The organism is Polaromonas sp., assembly GCF_029945685.1.
Taxonomy (GTDB): domain Bacteria; phylum Pseudomonadota; class Gammaproteobacteria; order Burkholderiales; family Burkholderiaceae_C; genus Polaromonas.
On sequence record NZ_JAQSDA010000007.1, the window covers coordinates 42,609 to 63,064 of the forward strand.

Sequence of the window (20,456 nt, forward strand, 5' to 3'; positions counted from 1 at the left end):
TTTTACCTGCGCCGCGGATCGTCGGGCCAGCGGTCTGAACGATCGCGCGCGCCGTCACCGTCGCGATCCCGGTCGCCACGGCCACGGTCGTGGTGCGGGCCATGCGGAAAGGGACGCGGCGCCACCGGCACCACCACCACGGGCGGGGGCCGGCTGTAGCCGCGGCGCTGGTACACGCCTTCGATGTACACCGGCTGCTCCACCACCAGGGGCGGGCCGCCGCCATAGCTTGGGTAGGCCGGCACCGGATAGACGGCGCAGCCGGACAGGCCGGCTACGGTCAAAACCAGAAGAGTCGTTTTCATGAGGTGTCCTGACACCCGTCCACAAGCGGCCGGGTTGATGCATTGAACGCGCCGCAGGTGTCGTGCATGTGTGGGCTTGCAGGCGGCCCGTGTCCGCAGGTAACGGGATGTACCGGACAACCGCATCAGCGGGGCGGGTATGCGCTGGCGCCGCATGGGCGCGGGGCACAATGACCGATTGCATGCCTGCATGCGCTTTTTCATGAAGAACCGATGAAACGCAGACTGTTGTTGTTGACCCTGCCCGGCTGGATGGCCCTGGCCGCGGCGGCGCGCGCCGCCGCGCCGGCGGCACCCGGCGGGACGGGCTACAAGGTGACGGCCGAGCAGCTGCAGCAAGCTGTGGCGCAGCGTTTCCCGCGGCGTTATGAGATGGGCAGCCTGCTGAACCTGAATGTGCAGGCGCCACGCGTGCGCCTGCTGCCAGAACAGAACCGCCTGGGCACCGAGATGATGGTGGACGCGGCCGGCCCGGCGCTGGCACGCCCCTCGACCGGCAGCTTCGACGTGGACTTTGCCCTGCGTTACGAGGCCAGCGACCAGACGCTGCGCGCGCACCAGATACGGCTCAACGCCCTGCGCCTGGACGACATGGCGCCCGGCCCGGCGGCGCTGCTGCAGGCCTACGCCCCCACGCTGGCCAGCCAGGCGTTCAAGGAAGTGGTGCTGCACAGGCTCAAGCCGCAGGACCTGATGCTGACCGACGGCCTGGGGCTGGAGCCGGGCAGCATCACCGTCACGGCCAAAGGGCTGACGATTGCCCTGGTGCCCAAGAAGATGCTGTGAAGCGGGCCGCTGCCTGACACGGCTCGAGCCCGCCCCCCGGTTGCTCCATTTTTGATAGCTGCTTGCGCAGGTGCTGATTGGGCTGGCGCCTGATTTGATGCCCGAATTCGGCTCTGCAGGGAGACCGGGCCCTGTGCTTGTGGCCGGAACTTCTTCCCGCGCCTGAACGAGTCGCCCCGGTCAGAGCCCTTTTTCAACCATGTCGAGCAGGCGCTGGCCGACCAGCTCTATTTGCGGGCCGATCACCGGGCCCAGCGGGCCGTCCACCACCAGCATGGCCAGCCCGTGCACCGCCGACCAGGCCAGGTATTCGGCGCCGGGCCGGCGCTCGGGCGGCATCACGCCGGCAGCCACCAGCTTGTCGAGCGCGGCGCCCAGCAGCTCGAAGGGGTTCAGGCCGCCCGGGCCGGCCGTCGGGGAGTCGGGCCGGCTCTGCATGGGCTCATCGGAACGCGCAAAGGCGGTGCGAAACAGGCCGGTCTCCAGCACCGCAAAACGCAGGTAGCCGGTGCCGACGGCACGTACGCTGGCGCGTGCATGCTCGGCCGGCGGCAGGTCCGGTGGCAGGGTGGCGAGTTCGGCTTCCATCGCGACGGCCACGGCCGACAGGGCGGCGGCGCGTACGGCCCGCAGCAGGGCGTCGCGACTGGCGAAGTGCCGGTAGGCGGCGTTGGGCGCCACACCGGCGCGGCGCGTGGCCTCACGCAACACCACGGCGTCGGGGCCGCCCGTGCGCGCCAGCTCGATCCCGGCCTCCAGCAGCGCGCGGCTCAGGTCGCCGTGTCGGTAGGTGCTGCGGGCAGCAGGCGCGGCCGGGGGTTCGCAGGGGTGGGTCATGGTTTGTTACGTTTTTATGTGGACAGTGTTCATTGTCTTTGTTATTCTCTTGTGGACGGTGTACACAATAGCCTTGTTCTTGAGCTGGCACAAGACAGGCCAAAAAATGACAACACGCCCTTGGGGCACTTACCAGGAGAAGAGAGACATGCAGAAAATCACCACCTTCCTGACCTTCAAGGATCAGGCCGAAGAAGCACTGAAGTTCTACACCTCGGTATTCAGGAACGCCAAAGCGGGGCCGATCCAGCGCCGCTACGGCGATAGCGGGCCGGGGCCCAAGGGCAGCTTCATGACCGGCAGCTTCGAGATCGCCGGCCAGACTTTCTTCGTCCTCAACGCGGGCATGGACTTCGGCTTCGCGCCGGGTATCTCGCTGTTTGTCGACTGCCCGACCCAGGAAGAGGTCGATGAGCTCTGGGACAAGTTGTCCGAGGGCGGCAGCGTACAGGCCTGCGGCTGGCTGACGGACAAATTCGGCGTGTCCTGGCAGATTGTGCCCAGCGTGATGAGCAAGGTGCTGGCCGACAAGGACCCGGTCAAGGTCGAGCGTGTCATGAAAGTCATGATGCAGATGGTCAAGCTGGACGGCCCCAGGCTGCAGCAGGCTTACGAGGCCGCCTGAGCCATGAACTACAAGGGAAGCTGCCATTGCGGCAACATCGCCTTCGAGGTGGAAGGCGAACTCACCGGGGCGCTGGCCTGCAACTGCTCGATCTGCTCGCGCAAGGCTTCGCTGCTGTGGTTTGTGCCGCGCGACAGGCTGCGGCTGCTCACGCCGGAGGGCGCCATGAGCACCTACACCTTCAACAAACACGTGATCAGGCACCACTTCTGCCCGACATGCGGCATGCACCCTTTCGGCGAAGGTGTGGACCCGCAGGGCAACAAGATCGCAGCCGTCAATATCCGCTGCCTGGAAAACATCGACCTGGCCTTGGTGCCGCTGCAGCACTTCGACGGCCGGTCGAAGTGATGGCTGTCACCCGCGGCCACCAGCCGTCACCGCCCGCCCCATACAAGGAGATCACCATGCTTGTCCAACCCTACCTGTTTTTTGACGGCCGCTGCGAAGAGGCCCTGGCGTTCTACACAAGCGCGCTGGGCGCCGAAGTGACGGCCATGATGCGCTACAAGGAGAACCCCGAGCCCCAGCCGGGCATGTGCGGGCCGGATTTCGACGAGAAGATCATGCACGCCAACCTGCGCATCGGCGACACGCAGGTGATGGCCTCGGACGGCATGGTTTTCAGCGGCAAGCCGGCGTTCAAGGGTTTTTCGCTGACCCTCACCGCGCCCACCGACGCGGAAGCAGCGCGCCTGTTCAAGGCGCTGAGCGACGGCGGGCAGGTGCAGATGCCGCTGGGCAAGACCTTTTACGCCTCGTCTTTCGGCATGCTGACCGACCGCTTCGGCGTGGGCTGGATGGTCATCAACCCGCTGCCCATGCCCTGAAACGAGCAGCGTCCTGTCAGGTACCGAACAGGACCCCGGCGCCGCTGCGGGGATGCTGGCCCGGCACCGTCGGCTGCAGCATTCACGCGATCCAGTTAAAGTGGCGCTGGCCGGCGCGGCTTCATCGCGCCGGCATCAACCGGAACCCCGATTTGCCAGACATCATTTCCATTGAAAAACTCAGCAAGGTCTACGCCTCGGGCTTCGAAGCCCTGAAGTCGATTGACCTGACCATCCGGCGCGGCGAAATTTTTGCCCTGCTGGGGCCCAACGGCGCGGGCAAGACCACACTGATCAACATCGTTTGCGGCATCGTGCGCCCCAGCTCGGGCCGCGTGCTGGCTGACGGGCACGACATCGTGCACGACTACCGCGCTGCGCGCGCCAAGATCGGCCTGGTGCCGCAGGAGCTCTCGACCGATGCTTTTGAGACCGTCTGGTCCACCGTGAGCTTCAGCCGCGGCCTGTTCGGCAAGCCGGCCAACCCGGCCTACATCGAGAGGGTGCTGCGCGACCTGTCGCTGTGGGACAAGAAAGACAGCAAGATCATGACGCTGTCGGGCGGCATGAAACGCCGCGTGCTGATCGCCAAGGCGCTGTCGCATGAGCCGCAGATCCTGTTTCTCGACGAGCCGACCGCCGGTGTCGATGTGGAGCTGCGCCAGGGCATGTGGCAGATGGTGCGCAAGCTGCAGGAAAGCGGCGTCACCATCATTTTGACCACGCATTACATCGAGGAAGCCGAAGAGATGGCCGACCGCATTGGCGTGATCAGCAAGGGCCAGCTAATTGTGGTGGAAGACAAGCACGTGCTGATGCGCAAGCTCGGCAAGAAGCAGCTCACGCTGCAGTTGCGCGCGCCGCTGGCTGCCGTGCCCCAGGCGCTTGCCGGGCTTGCGCTGGAGCTGACGGACAGCGGCCACACGCTGGTCTACACCTTCGACACCCAGCGGGAAGAAACCGGCATCGGGGAGCTGCTCAAGCAGCTGGCCGGGCTGGGCATTGATTTCAAGGACCTGCATTCGAGCGAGAGTTCGCTGGAGGACATCTTTGTGAGCCTGGTCCATGCCGACAAGCCGGCGCCCCTGAAGGAGGCCGCATGAACTGGTACGCCATCGGGGCCATTTACCGGTTTGAAATGGCGCGCACCTTCCGCACGTTGACGCAGTCGATTGTCTCGCCGGTGATTTCCACCTCGCTGTATTTCGTGGTGTTCGGTGCGGCCATCGGCTCGCGCATGGGCGACATCGACGGCATCAGCTACGGAGCCTTCATCATTCCCGGCCTGATCATGCTGTCGTTGCTCAACGAAAGCATCTCCAACTCCGCCTTCGGCATCTACATGCCCAAATGGTCGGGGACGATTTACGAGTTGCTGTCGGCGCCGGTGTCGTCCATGGAAGTGGTGATGGGCTACGTGGGGGCGGCGGCGAGCAAGTCCGTCTTGCTGGGACTGCTGATTCTGGCGACGGCGCGGCTGTTCGTGCCCTACAGCATTGCGCATCCGTTCTGGATGCTCTGCTTTCTGCTGCTGACCGCGGTGACCTTCAGCCTGTTCGGCTTCATCATCGGGCTGTGGGCCGACAACTTCCAGAAGCTGCAGGTCGTGCCCTTGATGGTGGTGACGCCGCTGACGTTTCTGGGCGGCGCATTTTATTCCATCAACATGCTGCCGCCGCTCTGGCAGAAAATCGCCTTGTTCAACCCGGTCGTCTACCTGATCAGCGGATTTCGCTGGAGCTTTTACGGCGTGGCCGACGTCAATGTGGGCATCAGTGTCGCCGCCATCCTGGGCTTCCTGGCGCTGTGCCTGGGCGCGGTGTGGTGGATCTTTCGCACCGGGTGGAAACTGAAGACCTGACAGGGGCCGCCAGGGGCCTGCCAGGGCCCGCTGACGGCCGGATGAAGGCTTGTCTCGGGCGCATCCCCCTACCCGACCAGCCACGAAAAAAGGCCCCAGTCACCGCGGTGGCTGGGGCCTTTTCTTTTCATGCCGTGCCAGCCCCGTAAGGGCTGGCAGCGCGATGAAAGCTTACTTTTGCGGGACAACAATCACGGTGTCGCCGGTAGCGCCCGTGGCGCCGGTGGAACCGGTCGCGCCAGTGGCGCCGGTTGCACCGGTGGCGCCAGTTGCACCGCCGCTAGGGCCGGTGGAGCCAGTTGCGCCAGTTGCACCGGTGTAGCCGGTAGAACCCGTCGAACCGGTGGAACCCGTCGAGCCGGTAGAACCGGTGGAGCCGGTAGAACCTGTGGCGCCCGTGGCGCCAGCAGGACCAGGAACGGTCACAACAGCAGGAGTAGGCGTGACAACCGTGCGGTCGCAAGCGGTCAAACCCAGGGTAGCGATCAGGGCGGCGAGCAGAATGGAATATTTCATGGGAAGTCTTTCGGAATTTGAGCGGAAAATGCGCGCGAAATTGTGCGCAGGCAGTTTTCCCTGCCTCGGCCTTGTACTGCCTAAAATAATTTCTGGGTAGATGCAACAGGACGAAAACCAAATCTACCTGTCATTCCGGGCTGTCCCTGTAGGACGAACCCACGAGGGGGTGTCCCGAAATGTCAGGTGACGCGGGCACCCGGCGGCCTGAGGCCGGTGAAAGCCCATGGACAGGCGGGTGTGTTCAGCCAGCCCGCCGGCATGTGAAAACCAATGGCGGTAAGCTCATCGCAGACTTTTGAAGGACTGCGATGACCACGCCCACCATCCTGCAGAGCAAGCCCCTTGGCTTTCCCTGGGAAACCATCGACCCGTTTCTCTTTTGCGCCTACCACGATGACGCCTATCCCCGGGCCAATGCCGGGATGGGTCCGGCGGCCTCCCTGACCGGCCGTGCGATCGGTCAGGACTTCAGCCGCAAGGATGGCTGGAGCATGTACCACGGCGAGAAGGTGCCGGGCTTTCCGCCGCATCCGCACCGAGGTTTCGAAACAGTGACCATCGTGCGCAAGGGCCTGATCGACCATTCGGACTCGCTGGGCGCGACCGCGCGTTTCGGCCGCGGCGATGTGCAATGGCTCACGGCAGGCAAGGGCATTGTGCATGCCGAGATGTTTCCGCTGCTCGATGAGCAAAACGACAACCCGCTGGAGCTGTTCCAGATCTGGCTGAACCTGCCGGCGCGCAGCAAGATGAGTGCGCCGCACTTCACCATGTTCTGGTCCCCGGACATCCCGCGCCTGACCACCCGGGACGACCAGGGCTGCAGCACCGAGGTAGCCGTGATTGCCGGGCGCCTGCAGGACGCCGGCACAGCGCTGGCGCCACTGTCTCCGCCGCCCGACTCGTGGGCGGCCCAGGCCGACGCCGACGTGGCGATCTGGACGATTCGCATGGCGCCTGGCGCGCGCTGGACCTTGCCGGCCGCTGCGGGCGCGGGCACACGGCGCCAGCTGTACTTTTTCAAGGGCAGCGCCGTTCGCATTGGCGGCCAGCCCGTCACCGGCCATGCGGCCATCGAGCTGCGCGCGGGTGCGGCGGTCGAACTGCTCAACAGCGGCAGCGACGAGGCCGAGTTTTTGCTGCTGCAGGGCAAACCGATTGCCGAGCCGGTGGTGCAATACGGCCCGTTCGTGATGAACACCCAGGCCGAAATCGCCCAGACCCTGGCGGACTACCAGCGCACGCAGTTTGGCGGCTGGCCGTTTGCCGACGACGCGCCTGTGCATGGTCGCGAGCCAGCACGGTTTGCCAAGCACCCCGGCGGGCGTGAAGAGCGCCCTGCAAGTGAGGACCCCGCCCGCGCGCTTCGCTGAACCGGCGCGTCTGGGCTGCGCGGCCTCAGAAAGGGCCCGCCTGGGGTGACAGCGGAAGGTGACCGGTCTTTACAAAAATGGTGCAGCCTTCGTTGGTGAAGGGGGTGTGCTCACTCAAATGGGGGCCTCGAATCCAGGTCCCTGCCGGATAACGGCCATGCTCATCGGAAAACACGCCGTCCACCACATAAATTTCCTCACCGCCGAGGTGCCGGTGCCGGTTGAAGCGCGTGCCGGGCGCCCAACGCACCATGGCCGTGTGCCGGGTCCCGAAATGCGCCAGCGGCAACACCGTGAGTCCAGGCACCAGGCCCGGGAACCAAGAGGCGCGATGTATGTCGATCGCCACCGTTTCCTGATCGTCTGGCTCCAGATGGCGCAGCTTCACAAACAGCGTGCAACCGTGGCGGGAGCCAGGCGCGTGGGCAGAGCCTGGCGGGTTCTTGAGATAGGTGCCTGGCCCATAGCTGCCTGACGCATCAAAAAAATCACCCTCCAGCACCAGAATCTCTTCGCCCAGCGCATGGCGGTGGCTCTCAAATTGAGCGCCGGGGGCATAACGCACGATGGAGGTGGCCTGCGCCACTTCAGCGCCATCACGGTGGAGCAGGCGGCGCTCAATGCCGGCTGCGGGTGAGGCCACCCACGGCTGGTCTTGCGACTGAATCACCACGCGTTTGGAAAAATCGGAGTTGAGCTGCATGCCCGGATTGTTCCAGAAGGGCAGCAGGGCTGCAGGAGCGCCGTCGCGGCGACCGCCCCGCCCCCGGACCGGCATGTCATCGGACAGGATTTGCATGCTCTTCCGGCTGAGTCCTGGGCTCAAGTGGCTGGCGAATCCATGCGACGAATGGGCGACAGACATGAAAAAGCGCCCCGCAGGGCGCTTTGGCAAAGACCGCGTAGCCGGCTTATTTCGCCACCACGCGCACCATCTCCAGGCACTTGTTGGAGTAGCCCCACTCGTTGTCGTACCAGGCGACGATCTTGACGAAGGTGCTGTCCAGCGCAATGCTGGCGTCGGCGTCAAACACGCTGGTGCAGGTCTCGCCGCGGAAGTCGGTGGCGACCACCTTGTCTTCGGTGTAGCCGAGGATGCCCTTGAGCGCGCCTTCGCTTTGCGCCTTCATCTCGGCGCAGATTTCCTTGAGCGTGGCTTCCTTGCTGAGCTCGCAGGTCAGGTCCACCACCGACACGTCGGAGGTCGGCACGCGGAAGGACATGCCGGTGAGCTTTTTGTTCAGCTCGGGAATCACCACGCCGACAGCCTTGGCTGCGCCGGTGCTGGAAGGAATGATGTTTTCCAGGATGCCGCGACCGCCGCGCCAGTCCTTGTTGCTCGGGCCGTCCACGGTTTTCTGGGTGGCGGTGGCTGCGTGCACGGTGGTCATCAGGCCGCGCTTGATGCCCCACTTGTCGTTGAGCACCTTGGCCACGGGGGCCAGGCAGTTGGTGGTGCAGCTGGCGTTGCTGATGATGGCCTGGCCGGCGTAGGTCTTGTCGTTGACGCCATAGACGAACATCGGCGTGTCGTCTTTCGACGGCGCAGAGAAGATGACTTTTTTGGCGCCGGCGGCCAGGTGTTTTTCGCCCGAGGCCTTGTCCAGGAACAGGCCGGTGGCCTCGAGCACAATGTCGGCGCCGATCTCGTTCCACTTCAGGTTGGCGGGGTCGCGCTCCTGGGTCAGGCGGATTTTCTTGCCGTTGACGATCAGGGTGTTGCCTTCGACAGAGACCTCGCCCTTGAAGCGGCCGTGCACCGAGTCGTACTGAAGCATGTACTTGAGGTACTCCGGCTCGAGCAGGTCGTTGATGCCTACGATCTCGATGTCGCTGAAGTTCTGCACGGCGGCTCGCAACACGTTGCGCCCGATGCGGCCGAAGCCGTTGATACCTAGTTTGATGGCCATCTGCTTTTGCTCCTGGAAGTTGAAAACCTGAAAACCCGGGTCTCCGTAACGGCCCTCGGGCCGCCGCGGCACTTACTTTTTCGACAATACCTTGCGCACGGTGTCGGCCACGTTCTCGGGTGTGAAACCGAAATGTTTGAACAGCACCGGGGCCGGGGCCGACTCGCCGTAGCTGTCGATGCCGACCACGGCGGCGCAGCCGTATTTCCACCAGCCGTCGGTGACACCCATCTCGACCGCGATGCGCGGAATGCCTTCGGGCAGAACTTCGGACTTGTAGGCGGACTTTTGCCTGTCAAAGGTGGTGGTGCTGGGCATGGAGACCACCCGCACGGCGATTTTGTAGGTGGCCAGCAGTTCCTGCGCCTTGAGTGCCAGCTGCACTTCGGAGCCGGTGGCGATGATCACGGCCTGGGCCTTCTTGTTCAGGCCCACTTCGGCCGGCTCGGCCAGCACGTAAGCGCCCTTGCTGATTTCGCCGAGGTCGGTTTTCGGTGCGTAGGGCAGGTTCTGGCGGCTGAGCAGCAGGGCTGTGGGCCTGGTCTTGTTCTGCAGCGCCACAGCCCAGGCCACAGCGGTTTCGGCCGTGTCGCCCGGACGCCAGACGTCGAGGTTGGGAATCAGGCGCAGGCTGGCGGCGTGTTCGATCGACTGGTGCGTCGGGCCGTCTTCGCCCAGGCCGATGGAGTCGTGCGTGAACACGTGCACCACGCGGATTTTCATGAGCGCGGCCATGCGGATCGCGTTGCGGCTGTAGTCGCTGAAGGTCAGGAAAGTGCCGCCGTAGGGAATGTAGCCGCCATGCAGCGCGATGCCGTTCATGATGGCGGCCATGCCGAACTCGCGCACGCCGTAGTTGATGTGGCGGCCAATGACCTTGCCGCCGTCGGCTGCATCGGACATGACCACGTCGCCGGCCAGGTCGAAGCGCAGGGCCGGTGTGCTTTTGGTGTTGGTCAGGTTGGAGCCGGTCAGGTCGGCCGAGCCGCCCAGCATTTCCGGCAGGCCGGCGGTGAAGGCTTCCAGCGCGAGCTGCGAGGCCTTGCGCGAAGCCACGGTCTCGGCCTTGGTGTGGGCGCCGACCACGGTGTCCACCGCGATTTGCGAGAAGGCGCGCGGCAGTTCGCCCTTCATGCGGCGCGTGAATTCCGCCGCCAGCTCGGGGTGGGCCACCTTGTAGGCGGTGAATTTCGCGTCCCAGGCGGCTTCCAGCGCCAGGCCCTTGGCCTTGGCGTCCCAGGCTTCGTAGGCTTCCTTGGGCAGTTCGAACGGGGCGTGGGTCCAGCCCAGCGCTTCGCGCGTGAGCTTGATTTCTTCTGCGCCCAACGGCTCGCCATGGGCTTTGGCGGTGTTGGCGCGGTTCGGCGAGCCTTTGCCAATGTGGGTCTTGCAGACGATCAGCGTGGGTTTGTCGGCGCTGTTCTTGGCGTCGGTGAGGGCGCGGGTGACGGCCTCCACGTCATGACCGTCAAGCGGGCCGATCACGTTCCAGCCGTAGGCGGCAAAACGCAGCGGCGTGTTGTCGACAAACCAGGGGGTGACCTGGCCGTCGATGGAGATGCCGTTGTCGTCGTACAGCGCGATCAGCTTGTTGAGTTTCCAGGCGCCAGCGAGGGCGCAGGCCTCGTGGCTGATGCCTTCCATCAGGCAACCGTCACCCATGAAGACATAGGTGTGGTGGTCGACGATGCTGTGGTCGGCCTGGTTGAATTCCGCCGCCATCAGTTTTTCGGCGAGCGCCATGCCGACGGCATTGCTGATGCCCTGGCCCAGCGGGCCGGTGGTGGTTTCCACGCCGGGGGTGTAGCCGAACTCGGGATGGCCCGGGGTCTTGCTGTGCAGCTGGCGGAAGTTCTTCAGTTCCTTCATGGGCAGGTCATACCCGGTCAGGTGCAGCAGCGCATAGATCAGCATCGAGCCGTGGCCGTTGGACAGTACAAAACGGTCGCGGTCGAACCAGTGCGGATTGTGCGGGCTGTGCTTGAGATGGCGGCCCCAGAGGGCGACCGCCATGTCGGCCATGCCCATCGGTGCGCCGGGGTGGCCCGAGTTGGCCTGCTGAACGGCATCCATGGCCAGAGCACGGATGGAGTTCGCCATGAGGGATGTGGGGGTGTCAGCCATTGCTTGAAGTCCAGGGTGTGTGAAGGTCGCAGCGCCCGGTGCCGGCTCGGCCACCGGCAAGAACCGGGCACTCGGGAAAACCCCTGATTTTACGGGATGCCACCTCCTGCAGTTTGCCGACGCGCTGCCGGCCTGTCGTGCTATTGATTTGGTAGCTGGTGGCGCCCGATGCATATGGGCAGAGGGCGGTTTTTTCTTATAAGCCGGCATAATTGCAGGCACATGAGCACCCAAGCCCTGATTCTGGCCGCCGGCCGCGGCGAACGCATGCGTCCGCTGACCGACCACCACCCCAAACCGCTGCTGCAGGTGCAGGGCAAGCCGCTGATTGTGTGGCACCTGGAGCACCTGGCGCGTGCGGGTGTCACGGATGTGGTGATCAACACCGCCTGGCTGGAGGAACAGTTTCCCGCGCTGCTGGGCGACGGCCGCGGCTTCGGCCTGCGCCTTCGTTACTCGCACGAAGGGGCAAGGTTTGGCGGCGCGCTGGAAACCGCGGGCGGCATTGCCACCGCGCTGCCGCTGCTGCAGGATGCACCCTTCTGGCTGGTCGCCGGTGACGTGTTCATGCCGGGCTTTGATTTTCCCGCGGCCGATGCGCAGCGTTTTGCCGCCTCCGGCGCGCTGGCGCACATCTACCTGGTGCCCAACCCGCCGCACAACCCGAAAGGCGACTTCGGTATCAGCGAAGCGGGCCTGGCGCTGTCGCAGGCTGATGAAAAATTCACCTACAGCACGGCGGGCCTGTACCGCCCGGCCCTGTTCAGAAACACACCGGCCGGGCAGAAAGCCGCACTGGCGCCGCTGCTGCGCCAGGCCATGTCAAGCGGCGATGTCAGCGCGGCGCTATATTCAGGCGCATGGACCGACGTGGGGACGCCCAAACGCCTGGCCGAATTGAACCTCCCACGCTAAAAAAGGGCGCCTGACCCATGACCACGATTTACCAGAAACGCCGTGCCGCCGTGGCACGCGCCCTCAAGGCCGCCGGCGGCGGCATTGCCCTGCTTCCGACCGCCCCCGAAGTGGCGCGCAACCGCGACAGCGGCTTTCCCTACCGGCACGACAGCTACTTTTATTACCTGACCGGTTTTGACGAGCCGGGCGCCTGGCTGGCCATCGAGTCCAGCGGCCACAGCACGCTGTTTTGCCAGCCCAAGGACATGGAGCGCGAGATCTGGGACGGCATCCGGCTGGGCCCCAAGGCCGCACCGGCCGCGCTCGGTGTGGAGGCTGCTTTCAGCGTCGAAGCCCTCGAGGACAAGATGCCCGCGCTGCTGACCAACCAGCAGGCGGTGTGGTTTCCGTTTGCCACGCACAAGGGCCTGGAAACCCAGGTCGACGGCTGGCTGGGCAAGGTGCGTGCGCGCATCCGCTTCGGCGCCGAATGTCCGCAAAGCCAGCATGACCTGTGCAGGCTGCTCGACGAGATGCGCCTGACCAAGGATGCGCACGAGATCGCCATCCTGCGGCGCGCCGGAGCCATTTCGGCCGGCGCCCACGTGCGCGCCATGCAGACCTCGGCGGCCATGCTGCGCGAGGGCGTCAAGGGCGGGCTGCGCGAGTACCACCTGGAAGCAGAACTGCTGCATGAGTTCCGCCGCCACGGCTCGCAGTTTCCGGCCTACACCAGCATCGTTGCTGCCGGCGCCAATGCCTGCGTGCTGCACTACCGTGCCGGCGACGCCGAACTCAAGAACGGCGAGCTGTGCCTGATCGACGCCGGTTGCGAGCTCGACGGTTATGCCAGCGACATCACACGCACCTTCCCGGCCAACGGCAAGTTCACACCGGCGCAGCGCGTGTTGTACGAAATTGTTCTGGAAGCGCAAAACGCCGCGGTGAAGGTGACCCGACCCGGCAAGCGTTTTACGGACCCGCACGACGCGGCCACACGCGTGCTGGCCCAGGGCATGCTGGACACCGGCCTGCTCGACAAAAAGAAGCACGGCAAGGTCGATGACGTGCTGGCATCGGGCGCCTATCGCCAGTTCTACATGCACCGCACCGGCCACTGGATGGGCATGGACGTGCATGATTGCGGCGACTACACCGAACCCGGCAGCCGCCCGCGCGAGGAAAAGGACGCGCTGGGCCAGACCGTGATGCGCAAGCCCTCGCGCATCCTGCGCCCCGGCATGGTGACCACCGTCGAGCCGGGCATTTACGTGCGGCCGGCCAAGGGCGTGCCGAAAGAGTTCTGGAACATCGGCATCCGCATCGAGGATGACGCGCTGGTCACGGGCAAAGGCTGCGAGCTGCTGACGCGGGACGTGCCGGTGGAAGCCGATGAGATTGAAGCGCTGATGCGGGGGTAGGCCTGCGGCCGTGCATCAGCCGGCCTCCTCGACGCCCAACACCGTTTGGGCCCAGCGCGGCAGATGATCGGCGAAGAGGGTCACCTTGAGTCCCTCACACATCGCGACCATGAATGGTCCGCCGTCCTCCATATCCCGCCCTTCATAGAGATACGCCACCGTCGCCAGGCTGACTGCGTGGGACAGGTGACTCAAGGTGCGGGGATAACGCGTGAGGATTTTGTCAGGTGGCACAAAATGCCCGCCTTCCTGCACACGGCCTTGCACCCGCGCCAGCAGGCGCTGGGTGTCATCCAGCGCCACGACATACAAAGCCACCACGTAGCCTTGCACAAGCGCCTCCTCGATCAGGGCCAGCTTGGACTCATGGGAGAAAACCGTTTCGCTGACAAACGACTCGCCACCGGCAAGTTTGATCGCGCGTTGCGCATCGGCCCAGTCTCTGGCGGCTTGTGAACGCTGCACAGGATCGGTGATGTGTTGCAGGTGCTCACGCTCAAAAAGATCAGCGTTGATGAACGCCAGGCCGGCGCTGAGGATGCCATCGCGCACCAAGGCACGGTAAAGGGTGGACTTGCCCGCGCCGTTGGGACCGGCCAGCAGGTGAAAAACCGGCATGCCGCTAGGAGAGTTTGCGGTTTTCTTCCACCACTTCCCGTACCCGTTGGGCCAGCGAGCCGCTGACTTCTGCAGCCAGCAAGCGGCTGGTCAGGTCGGCGACGGCGCGCGTTTGTTGCGCCTGGCGGGCTGCGGCCTCATAAGCCTCAATCGCTGCGCGCGCCTCTTGAACCGTCAAGCCCGAATGCTCGACCACGCGGCCCAGGGTGGCCCAATACTCGATCTGGCCCGCAGCCGAACGCCGCAGGGGCTGCGCTGCCTCGCGCGCCTGTTCGACCAGGGCCGTGGGAAGTTTGACGGAAGCAAAGTTGCTGGGCGTAGCCATGAAGTACTCCTGTATGGCGCATTTTGCGCCATACAGGACAAAGTCGCAAGAGGTGCCGCGCTTTTGGCTGGGTTATTGCTTGTCCGTTGCATGGCACCTTTTCCCCTCCCCACCAAACCCGCCGCCGACCCGCAATGGCGCGCCCAGGAGCTGCTGCTCATGAGCGAGGTCATGCGCCTGGTGGGCAAAAGCCTGGCGCCGGAAATAGTGATGCGCGAGATGTTGCACCTGATGTCGGAGCTGCTGGGGCTGAACCGCGGCCGCATCGTGCTGGCCGACTTTGTGGGTGACCTGGCGCTGCAGGGACTGGCGGACCGCAAGCCGGCTGACCGCGTGGCCGATGCGCCGGCGCCGGCTTCGGCCATTCGTTATGCCTATGGCCTGACAAAAACCGAGATGGCGCGCGGACGTTACGGGCCGGGTGAAGGCATCACCGGCCGCGTGCTGGCCACGGCGCAGCCCATCATCGTGCAGGACATCGACGCCGAGCCACAGTTTCTGGCGCGGTCCGTCGCCCGGGCGCAGTTGCCGCCCGACACGGTGGCCTTCATCGCGCTGCCCATCGAGGTCAATCGCGAGGTCATCGGCGTGCTGGCCTGCCACCGCATCCGCAGCCGTGACCGGCAACTGGCGGACGACGTGGCGGTGCTGAAAATCCTGGCCACGCTGGCCGGGCAGTTGCTGCAGCTGCAGGCGCTGGTGGCCGACAAAACGCGCGCGCTGGAGGCAAAAAACCGGCTGTTGAGCCGCGCGCTGGAAACCGCGGCAGCGCGATACGGCATCATCGGCACCTCGCCGGCGCTGCTGCAGGCGCTCAGTGAACTCGAACGCGTCTCCGAGGCCACGGCCAGCGTGCTGCTGCTCGGCGAGTCGGGCACCGGCAAGGAGTTGTTTGCGCGCGCGGTGCATCTGTCCAGCCAGCGCCGCGACCAGCCCTTCATCAAGGTCAATTGCGCAGCGATTCCCGACACGCTGTTCGAGTCCGAGCTGTTCGGTTATGAGCGCGGCGCCTTCACCGGGGCACAAAACGCGCGCGCCGGCTGGTTCGAACAGGCCGACCGCGGCACGATTTTCCTCGACGAGATCGGCGAGATGCCGCTGGCCATGCAGACGAAGCTGCTGCGCACCCTGCAGGAAGGCACCATCGTGCGGCTGGGCGGCAAACGCGAGATCAAGGTGGCGGTACGCGTGGTGGCGGCCACCAACCGCGACCTCGAACAGGACGTGCTGGCCGGCACTTTCCGGCGCGATCTGTTCTACCGGCTCAACGTGATCCCGATCCGGCTGCCCTCGCTGCGCGAACGCCGGCAGGACATCCGGGCGCTGGCGCTGCATTTCCTGAGCCGCACCAACCAGGCCAACCAGCGCAATGTGAGCCTGTCCGCGACGGCCCTGGCCCGTCTCGAGCAACACCCCTGGCCCGGCAACATCCGCGAACTGGGCAATGTGATCGAGCGCCTGGTTCTGCTGAGCGACAGCGCCATGGTGTCCGCCGAAGAGCTGGCGCGGTTTCTGCCGCACGAGCAGGAAGGCCGGTCGCCAGGCCAGCTGGCGGCCAAGCCGCACCCGGCCACCCCGGCGCCCATGGTCCGCGACTACCTGGCCGCGCAATCGCACCCGGCGGCGCAACTGCAGCAGGTCTTGCGCGAGCATGGCGGTAACCAGTCGCGTGCTGCCCAGGCGCTGGGGCTGACCGTGCGGCAATTCAGCTACCGGCTGCGCAAGCTGGGCCTGCACAATGTCGACAATATGTAGACATTGTGTCGCAGTCGGCAGGCAGCCGGGTTTTACGAGCGCCTAATTCGCTATCAAATAAATAGCTGTTTGCGCTTGTACAGCAAGGGCTACAGCCCTTTTTTATTCAAAATTACCGCCAGGGGAAGACATGGCACGGCCGTTGCAATCACGGTAAGGACGGCATGTGCCGTGACCTCACCTGGAGATTGCCATGACGACCGACAGCGTTCTTGTTTCCCCCGAACAACTCTCGCGCATGATGGGCGCCGAGCCCGTGGTCATCATCGACACACGCGACGCCGACACCTATGCCGCCGGCCATTTGCCCGGCGCCGTCAACATGCGCGAGATCTTCACTTTCCTGGCCAGCTCCACGGCCGAAGGCCTGACCGCGCTCAAGTCCACCTTTGCCGAACATTTCGGGCTGGTCGGCCTGTCGGGCAAGGAAACCGCGGTGTTTTACGAGGATGCGCTGAACAGCGGCTACGGCCAGTCCTGCCGCGGCTACTACCTGCTGACCTGGCTGGGTTACCCCAAGGTCAAGGTGCTCAACGGTGGTTTCTCGGCCTGGAAAGCCCAGGGCCTGCCCGTCAGCACCGAAGCGGCAACGCCCACACCCGCCACCTTTCCGGCCAACCTCGCGATGACCGATGTGATGCTGACCAAGGACGACGTCGCCGCCGCACTTGGCAGCAACGTGGCCCTGCTCGATGTGCGCGACATCGACGAATGGACCGGCGAAAGCTCGTCGCCCTACGGCAAGGACTTCGCGCCCCGCAAGGGCCGCCTGCCCGGCGCCAAATGGATCGAGTGGTACCGCTTCATGAAACCGTCGGCCCAGGGCCCGGTGTTCAAGTCGCCCCTGGAAGTGCAGGCCGAATGCGCCACCGCCGGGATTGGTACCGACGACACGGTTTACCTGTATTGCTTCAAGGGCGCACGGGCCTCGAACACCTTCCTGGCACTCAAGCAGGCCGGCTTCTCGGACGTGCGCATGTACTTCGGCTCGTGGAACGAGTGGTCGCGCGACGACTCGCTGCCGATTGAAACCGATGCGCCGGTGATGAAGGCCAAGCCACCGTCGCTGGCTTTGGCTGCCTGAACGGCGCCCCGACACTTTCTTCTTCCGCTTTCCCTTCTTTTTTGACAACCTGATCAGGAGACTTTCCCCATGTCCGTGGACACCCCCATCGCCCCCGCCGCACCGACGACCGTCAAGGCCTGCCTCGAGCCCATCGACGGCGAGGGCCTGGCCGCCTTCGCCGCCAAAGGACGCGCCAACCCGACCTCACGCGGCACCAACAAGGTCCACACCGTGATGCAGGGCATGTACCGCTCGCTCAGCTACGTGGGCGAGCACACGCCGGTGGTGGTGGATGAACCCCTGCACCTGTTCGGCGAAAACACCGCGCCGGCGCCCGGTGAAATCGTGCTGTCTGGCCTGGGCGGTTGCCTGGCCGTCGGCATCACCGCCGTGGCGACATGGAAGAAGGTCAAGCTGTCCAGGCTGGAGGTCTTCATGGAAGGCGACATCGGCAACCCGGCGGCCTGGGGTGCCGGCGGCGCCACCAAGGAAGCACCCGACATGGGCTTCCAGGCGATCCGCGTGAAGATCGTGATCGAGGGCGACGCGCCGCGGGAGGTGCTCGACGACATTGTCCGGCATGCCAATTTCTATTCGCCGGTGGCCAACAGCATGCGCAACCCCATCCCATTCGAGATTGCCCTGGCCGACTGACCCGGTTCTGACCCGCACGCCCCCACCACCGCAAGGACTTCCTCATGAATCCCGCTGATCTTCCCCGTGAACTCACCTGCGTGCCGCCGCCAGCGACCGATGCCCTGCTGGCCGCCGTGCGCGCGGTCGCGCTGGGGCCACTACAGCAGCAGGTGCAAGCCATCGATCGCCAGGGCCACTACCCCCGGGCCGTGCTGCAGGAACTGGCAAAACTGGGGGCCATGAGCGCGCACCTGGACGCGCCCGCCAGCGCGGGCAGCTACGCACTGGCGATCCAGGCCATGGCCGAGGTGTCGCGCGTCTGCGGCGCCACCGGCTTCATGATGTGGTGCCAGGCGGTGTGCGGCCTGTACATGCAGCAGTCGGGCAACCCGGCCCTGATGGGCGACGTGTTGTTGCGGCACGCCCGCGGCGCCGGCCTGGGTGGCACGGCGCTGTCCAACCCGATGAAGAGCTACGCGCAGATCGAGAGCCTGTTGCTCAGGGCCACGCCCGTCGAAGGCGGCTACCTCGTCAACGGCAACTTGCCCTGGGTCAGCAACCTGGGACCGGACCATTACTTCGGCGCGATTGCAGCGGTGACGGAAGGAGATACTCCTGCCGCAGCAACAGCAAGCGCCGCATTCACGCCGCGGGAAGTGATGTTCCTGCTGCGCTGCGACGCCCCGGGCGTGGAGCTGCGCGAATGCCCGAGCTTTTCGGCCATGGAAGGCACCGGCACTTACGGCGTTCGCCTGAAGGACCATTTCATTGGCGGGGACGAAATCATGGCCGATCCGGCCAAGCCCTACATTGCGCGCATACGCGCCGCTTTTGTGATGCTGCAGTGCGGCATGGCGGTGGGCGTCACCCAGGGAGCGATCGACTCGATGTGGGCCGTGGAGTCCCAGCTGGGCCATGTCAACCAGTTCCTGGAAGACCGGCCCGACACCCTGCAGGCCGAACTGGATGCGCTGACCCGACGCGTGATGACACTCGCCGAAACACCGTTCGAGCCCTCAGCCGAATTTTTCATCGACGTGCTCGATGCCCGCGCCCACGGCGCCGAGTTGTGCCTGCGCGCCGCCCAGTCGGCACTGATGCACCAGGGCGCGCGCGGCTACCTGATGTCGTCGGAAGTGCAGCGCCGCGTGCGTGAATCGCATTTCGTCGCCATCGTCACGCCGGCCATCAAACACCTGCGCAAGGAAATCGCGCGGCTGAGTGCCGAGGAGCAGCCGGCATGATCCTGCCGCCGCCAGCACGGCCTGCCCAAGCCGTCACCACCGACGCGTCCGGCTTGCCCTTGGCGCTGTTTATCTGCAAGGCCTGCGGACTGATTTATGACGAAGCCAAGGGGGATGCCGACAGCGGGCTGGCGCCAGGCACACGTTTTGCCGACATTCCCGAGGACTGGGCCTGCCCACTGTGCGGCGTGGGCAAGGCCGACTTCGAACCCCATGTGGTGGTCGAGCTTGCACAGCGACGGGCCGCCAGCCCGGCCACCCGTCTGCCGCAACGCGCCGCCGCGCGGCACAACGCCGGCACGGTCATCGTCGGGGCAGGGCGCGCCGGCTGGGAGATGGCGCAAGCCCTGCGCGAACGCGACGCCGACATGCCCATCACCCTGGTCACCGCCTGCAGCGGCGACATCTACGACAAACCCATGCTGTCGGTGGCCATCGCACGCGGCATGGCCGTCGACAAGCTGGCGCGCGAAAGCGGCGACCAGGCCGCGCAACGCCTCGGCGTGCGCTTGCTGGCCCACACGCAGGCCGTCAGCATCACGCCGGGCAGCCGCCAGCTGCGCACCACCCGCGGCACGCTGCGCTACCGGCACCTGGTGCTGGCGCACGGCGCCCAGGCGCGCTCCCTGCCACAACTGCCTGCAGCCCTGTGCTGGCGCATCAACCATCTGCAGGCCTATGCAAAATTCCGTGCGGTGCTGGGCAGCTCTGCGCAACGGATCGCCATCGTGGGCGCCGGCCTGATTGGCTCCGAACTCGCCAACGACCTGGCGCTGGCGGGCCACCAGGTCACCCTGCTCGATGTGCAGACGCGACCACTCGCAAGCTGCTTGTCGGAAGCGCAATCGCAGCAACTGCTGGCGGCCTGGCGCGACCTGCCGCTGCGGTTTGTCGCAGGGGTGCAGATCAGCGGGGTGAAGTCGCTGGCAACGTCGGGCCAAGGGGAAAAACAGCTCGGCACGGCATGTGGCCAGACCTTCACGGTCGACCACATCATCGTGGCCGCAGGGCTACAGACACCGAGCCGGCTGGCGCGCAGCGCCGGCCTGGCCTGGAACCGGGGCATTGACGTCCAGCCCGACTCACTTTCCACCAGCGTTGAAGGCATTCACGCGCTGGGTGATTGCATTTCCGTCAAGGGCGAAGTCAGCCGCTTTATCGAGCCCATCGGCCGGCAGGCGCAAACGCTGGCGGCAGGCATTCTGGGGCTGGCTGCCATGCCCTACCATCTTGCTCGTGTGCCACTGCGGGTGAAAACAACGTCCCTGCCGTTCACGCTGTAGACGGCAGCGTTAGGGCCTGTTCGCACTTGTATAAATGGTGT

General features: G+C 65.2%; 22 protein-coding genes. 14 read left to right on the forward strand and 8 right to left on the reverse strand.

Annotated features, from left to right (window positions below):
* Positions 1 to 2 precede the first annotated feature (2 nt).
* Positions 3 to 305: a hypothetical protein gene (locus tag PSV26_RS04200; RefSeq protein WP_300511909.1), complete on the reverse strand. Its 303-nt coding sequence runs from the start codon at positions 303 to 305 to the stop codon at positions 3 to 5.
* A gap of 213 nt (positions 306 to 518) precedes the next feature.
* On the opposite strand from PSV26_RS04200, the gene PSV26_RS04205 reads away from it, so the two are divergent.
* Entirely contained in the window at positions 519 to 1,091 is a 573-nt protein-coding gene (locus PSV26_RS04205) for a DUF1439 domain-containing protein (RefSeq protein WP_300568165.1), read from the forward strand.
* Positions 1,092 to 1,271: 180 nt separating this feature from the next.
* Here PSV26_RS04205 and PSV26_RS04210 read toward each other — a convergent pair whose 3' ends face one another.
* Positions 1,272 to 1,928: a TetR/AcrR family transcriptional regulator gene (locus PSV26_RS04210; RefSeq protein ID WP_300568168.1), complete on the reverse strand. Its 657-nt coding sequence runs from the start codon at positions 1,926 to 1,928 to the stop codon at positions 1,272 to 1,274.
* 148 nt (positions 1,929 to 2,076) lie between these two features.
* On the opposite strand from PSV26_RS04210, the gene PSV26_RS04215 reads away from it, so the two are divergent.
* From PSV26_RS04215 to PSV26_RS04235, 5 genes are all read left to right on the forward strand, one after another.
* The gene (locus tag PSV26_RS04215; protein WP_300511904.1) at positions 2,077 to 2,553 is read left to right on the forward strand and encodes a VOC family protein; all 477 of its coding nucleotides are present in this window, start codon (positions 2,077 to 2,079) and stop codon (positions 2,551 to 2,553) included.
* A 3-nt stretch (positions 2,554 to 2,556) separates the two neighbouring features.
* The gene (locus PSV26_RS04220) at positions 2,557 to 2,904 is read left to right on the forward strand and encodes a GFA family protein (RefSeq protein ID WP_300568171.1); all 348 of its coding nucleotides are present in this window, start codon (positions 2,557 to 2,559) and stop codon (positions 2,902 to 2,904) included.
* 56 nt (positions 2,905 to 2,960) lie between these two features.
* Positions 2,961 to 3,383, forward strand: coding sequence for a VOC family protein (locus PSV26_RS04225; protein WP_300511902.1), 423 nt, complete (start codon positions 2,961 to 2,963; stop codon positions 3,381 to 3,383).
* A 152-nt stretch (positions 3,384 to 3,535) separates the two neighbouring features.
* Positions 3,536 to 4,486 (forward strand): ABC transporter ATP-binding protein, encoded by a 951-nt coding sequence (locus PSV26_RS04230; RefSeq protein ID WP_300568174.1) that lies wholly within the window; start codon positions 3,536 to 3,538, stop codon positions 4,484 to 4,486.
* The gene (locus PSV26_RS04235; protein ID WP_300568177.1) at positions 4,483 to 5,244 is read left to right on the forward strand and encodes an ABC transporter permease; all 762 of its coding nucleotides are present in this window, start codon (positions 4,483 to 4,485) and stop codon (positions 5,242 to 5,244) included. Before PSV26_RS04230 ends, PSV26_RS04235 begins: the two co-directional genes overlap by 4 nt.
* Positions 5,245 to 5,415: 171 nt before the next feature.
* Here PSV26_RS04235 and PSV26_RS04240 read toward each other — a convergent pair whose 3' ends face one another.
* Complete coding sequence (locus PSV26_RS04240) at positions 5,416 to 5,760, reverse strand: collagen-like protein (RefSeq protein ID WP_300568180.1); 345 nt, start codon at positions 5,758 to 5,760, stop codon at positions 5,416 to 5,418.
* A gap of 311 nt (positions 5,761 to 6,071) precedes the next feature.
* On the opposite strand from PSV26_RS04240, the gene PSV26_RS04245 reads away from it, so the two are divergent.
* Positions 6,072 to 7,136, forward strand: a complete 1,065-nt coding sequence (locus tag PSV26_RS04245; RefSeq protein WP_300568183.1) for a pirin family protein — start codon at positions 6,072 to 6,074, stop codon at positions 7,134 to 7,136.
* Positions 7,137 to 7,161: 25 nt separating this feature from the next.
* Here the strand turns inward: PSV26_RS04245 and PSV26_RS04250 are convergent, their stop codons facing one another.
* The 3 genes from PSV26_RS04250 to tkt form a co-directional block, all read right to left on the reverse strand.
* Positions 7,162 to 7,839, reverse strand: a complete 678-nt coding sequence (locus PSV26_RS04250; RefSeq protein WP_300568620.1) for a cupin domain-containing protein — start codon at positions 7,837 to 7,839, stop codon at positions 7,162 to 7,164.
* Between the two features lie 208 nt (positions 7,840 to 8,047).
* Positions 8,048 to 9,046 (reverse strand): type I glyceraldehyde-3-phosphate dehydrogenase, encoded by a 999-nt coding sequence (gene gap, locus PSV26_RS04255; RefSeq protein ID WP_300568186.1) that lies wholly within the window; start codon positions 9,044 to 9,046, stop codon positions 8,048 to 8,050.
* Between the two features lie 72 nt (positions 9,047 to 9,118).
* Positions 9,119 to 11,170: a transketolase gene (tkt, locus tag PSV26_RS04260; protein WP_300568188.1), complete on the reverse strand. Its 2,052-nt coding sequence runs from the start codon at positions 11,168 to 11,170 to the stop codon at positions 9,119 to 9,121.
* A 222-nt stretch (positions 11,171 to 11,392) separates the two neighbouring features.
* Here tkt and murU point away from each other — a divergent pair, with 222 nt between their 5' ends.
* Both murU and PSV26_RS04270 read left to right on the forward strand, forming a co-directional pair.
* Positions 11,393 to 12,085, forward strand: coding sequence for an N-acetylmuramate alpha-1-phosphate uridylyltransferase MurU (murU, locus tag PSV26_RS04265; RefSeq protein ID WP_300568191.1), 693 nt, complete (start codon positions 11,393 to 11,395; stop codon positions 12,083 to 12,085).
* A 17-nt stretch (positions 12,086 to 12,102) separates the two neighbouring features.
* Positions 12,103 to 13,488 (forward strand): aminopeptidase P N-terminal domain-containing protein, encoded by a 1,386-nt coding sequence (locus PSV26_RS04270; protein ID WP_300568194.1) that lies wholly within the window; start codon positions 12,103 to 12,105, stop codon positions 13,486 to 13,488.
* Between the two features lie 15 nt (positions 13,489 to 13,503).
* Here the strand turns inward: PSV26_RS04270 and PSV26_RS04275 are convergent, their stop codons facing one another.
* Positions 13,504 to 14,106 carry a zeta toxin family protein gene (locus tag PSV26_RS04275; protein WP_300568197.1) on the reverse strand — a complete coding sequence of 201 codons (603 nt, stop codon included), beginning with the start codon at positions 14,104 to 14,106 and terminating at the stop codon, positions 13,504 to 13,506.
* Between the two features lie 4 nt (positions 14,107 to 14,110).
* Entirely contained in the window at positions 14,111 to 14,431 is a 321-nt protein-coding gene (locus tag PSV26_RS04280) for a hypothetical protein (RefSeq protein ID WP_300511892.1), read from the reverse strand.
* A 90-nt stretch (positions 14,432 to 14,521) separates the two neighbouring features.
* Between PSV26_RS04280 and PSV26_RS04285 the strand changes: the two genes are divergently transcribed.
* From PSV26_RS04285 to PSV26_RS04305, 5 genes are all read left to right on the forward strand, one after another.
* Positions 14,522 to 16,186, forward strand: coding sequence for a sigma 54-interacting transcriptional regulator (locus tag PSV26_RS04285; protein WP_300568200.1), 1,665 nt, complete (start codon positions 14,522 to 14,524; stop codon positions 16,184 to 16,186).
* Between the two features lie 193 nt (positions 16,187 to 16,379).
* Entirely contained in the window at positions 16,380 to 17,270 is an 891-nt protein-coding gene (locus PSV26_RS04290; RefSeq protein WP_300568203.1) for a sulfurtransferase, read from the forward strand.
* 69 nt (positions 17,271 to 17,339) lie between these two features.
* Positions 17,340 to 17,906 (forward strand): OsmC family protein, encoded by a 567-nt coding sequence (locus PSV26_RS04295; protein WP_300568206.1) that lies wholly within the window; start codon positions 17,340 to 17,342, stop codon positions 17,904 to 17,906.
* A gap of 44 nt (positions 17,907 to 17,950) precedes the next feature.
* Complete coding sequence (locus tag PSV26_RS04300) at positions 17,951 to 19,132, forward strand: acyl-CoA dehydrogenase family protein (protein WP_300568209.1); 1,182 nt, start codon at positions 17,951 to 17,953, stop codon at positions 19,130 to 19,132.
* A complete protein-coding gene (locus PSV26_RS04305) occupies positions 19,129 to 20,415 on the forward strand; it encodes an FAD-dependent oxidoreductase (RefSeq protein WP_300568212.1) in 1,287 nt (428 codons plus the stop codon). The genes PSV26_RS04300 and PSV26_RS04305 overlap by 4 nt, the downstream gene beginning before the upstream one ends.
* Positions 20,416 to 20,456 lie beyond the last annotated feature (41 nt).

Excerpts from the sequence above, each read along its gene's own strand:
- PSV26_RS04200 (WP_300511909.1), bottom strand. The coding sequence starts at position 305 with ATGAAAACGACTCTTCTGGTTTTGACCGTAGCCGGCCTGTCCGGCTGC.
- PSV26_RS04205 (WP_300568165.1), top strand. The coding sequence starts at position 519 with ATGAAACGCAGACTGTTGTTGTTGACCCTGCCCGGCTGGATGGCCCTG.
- PSV26_RS04210 (WP_300568168.1), bottom strand. The coding sequence starts at position 1,928 with ATGACCCACCCCTGCGAACCCCCGGCCGCGCCTGCTGCCCGCAGCACC.
- PSV26_RS04215 (WP_300511904.1), top strand. The coding sequence starts at position 2,077 with ATGCAGAAAATCACCACCTTCCTGACCTTCAAGGATCAGGCCGAAGAA.
- PSV26_RS04220 (WP_300568171.1), top strand. The coding sequence starts at position 2,557 with ATGAACTACAAGGGAAGCTGCCATTGCGGCAACATCGCCTTCGAGGTG.
- PSV26_RS04225 (WP_300511902.1), top strand. The coding sequence starts at position 2,961 with ATGCTTGTCCAACCCTACCTGTTTTTTGACGGCCGCTGCGAAGAGGCC.
- PSV26_RS04235 (WP_300568177.1), top strand. The coding sequence starts at position 4,483 with ATGAACTGGTACGCCATCGGGGCCATTTACCGGTTTGAAATGGCGCGC.
- PSV26_RS04240 (WP_300568180.1), bottom strand. The coding sequence starts at position 5,760 with ATGAAATATTCCATTCTGCTCGCCGCCCTGATCGCTACCCTGGGTTTG.
- PSV26_RS04245 (WP_300568183.1), top strand. The coding sequence starts at position 6,072 with ATGACCACGCCCACCATCCTGCAGAGCAAGCCCCTTGGCTTTCCCTGG.
- PSV26_RS04250 (WP_300568620.1), bottom strand. The coding sequence starts at position 7,839 with ATGCAGCTCAACTCCGATTTTTCCAAACGCGTGGTGATTCAGTCGCAA.
- gap (WP_300568186.1), bottom strand. The coding sequence starts at position 9,046 with ATGGCCATCAAACTAGGTATCAACGGCTTCGGCCGCATCGGGCGCAAC.
- tkt (WP_300568188.1), bottom strand. The coding sequence starts at position 11,170 with ATGGCTGACACCCCCACATCCCTCATGGCGAACTCCATCCGTGCTCTG.
- murU (WP_300568191.1), top strand. The coding sequence starts at position 11,393 with ATGAGCACCCAAGCCCTGATTCTGGCCGCCGGCCGCGGCGAACGCATG.
- PSV26_RS04270 (WP_300568194.1), top strand. The coding sequence starts at position 12,103 with ATGACCACGATTTACCAGAAACGCCGTGCCGCCGTGGCACGCGCCCTC.
- PSV26_RS04275 (WP_300568197.1), bottom strand. The coding sequence starts at position 14,106 with ATGCCGGTTTTTCACCTGCTGGCCGGTCCCAACGGCGCGGGCAAGTCC.
- PSV26_RS04280 (WP_300511892.1), bottom strand. The coding sequence starts at position 14,431 with ATGGCTACGCCCAGCAACTTTGCTTCCGTCAAACTTCCCACGGCCCTG.
- PSV26_RS04285 (WP_300568200.1), top strand. The coding sequence starts at position 14,522 with ATGGCACCTTTTCCCCTCCCCACCAAACCCGCCGCCGACCCGCAATGG.
- PSV26_RS04290 (WP_300568203.1), top strand. The coding sequence starts at position 16,380 with ATGACGACCGACAGCGTTCTTGTTTCCCCCGAACAACTCTCGCGCATG.
- PSV26_RS04295 (WP_300568206.1), top strand. The coding sequence starts at position 17,340 with ATGTCCGTGGACACCCCCATCGCCCCCGCCGCACCGACGACCGTCAAG.
- PSV26_RS04300 (WP_300568209.1), top strand. The coding sequence starts at position 17,951 with ATGAATCCCGCTGATCTTCCCCGTGAACTCACCTGCGTGCCGCCGCCA.
- PSV26_RS04305 (WP_300568212.1), top strand. The coding sequence starts at position 19,129 with ATGATCCTGCCGCCGCCAGCACGGCCTGCCCAAGCCGTCACCACCGAC.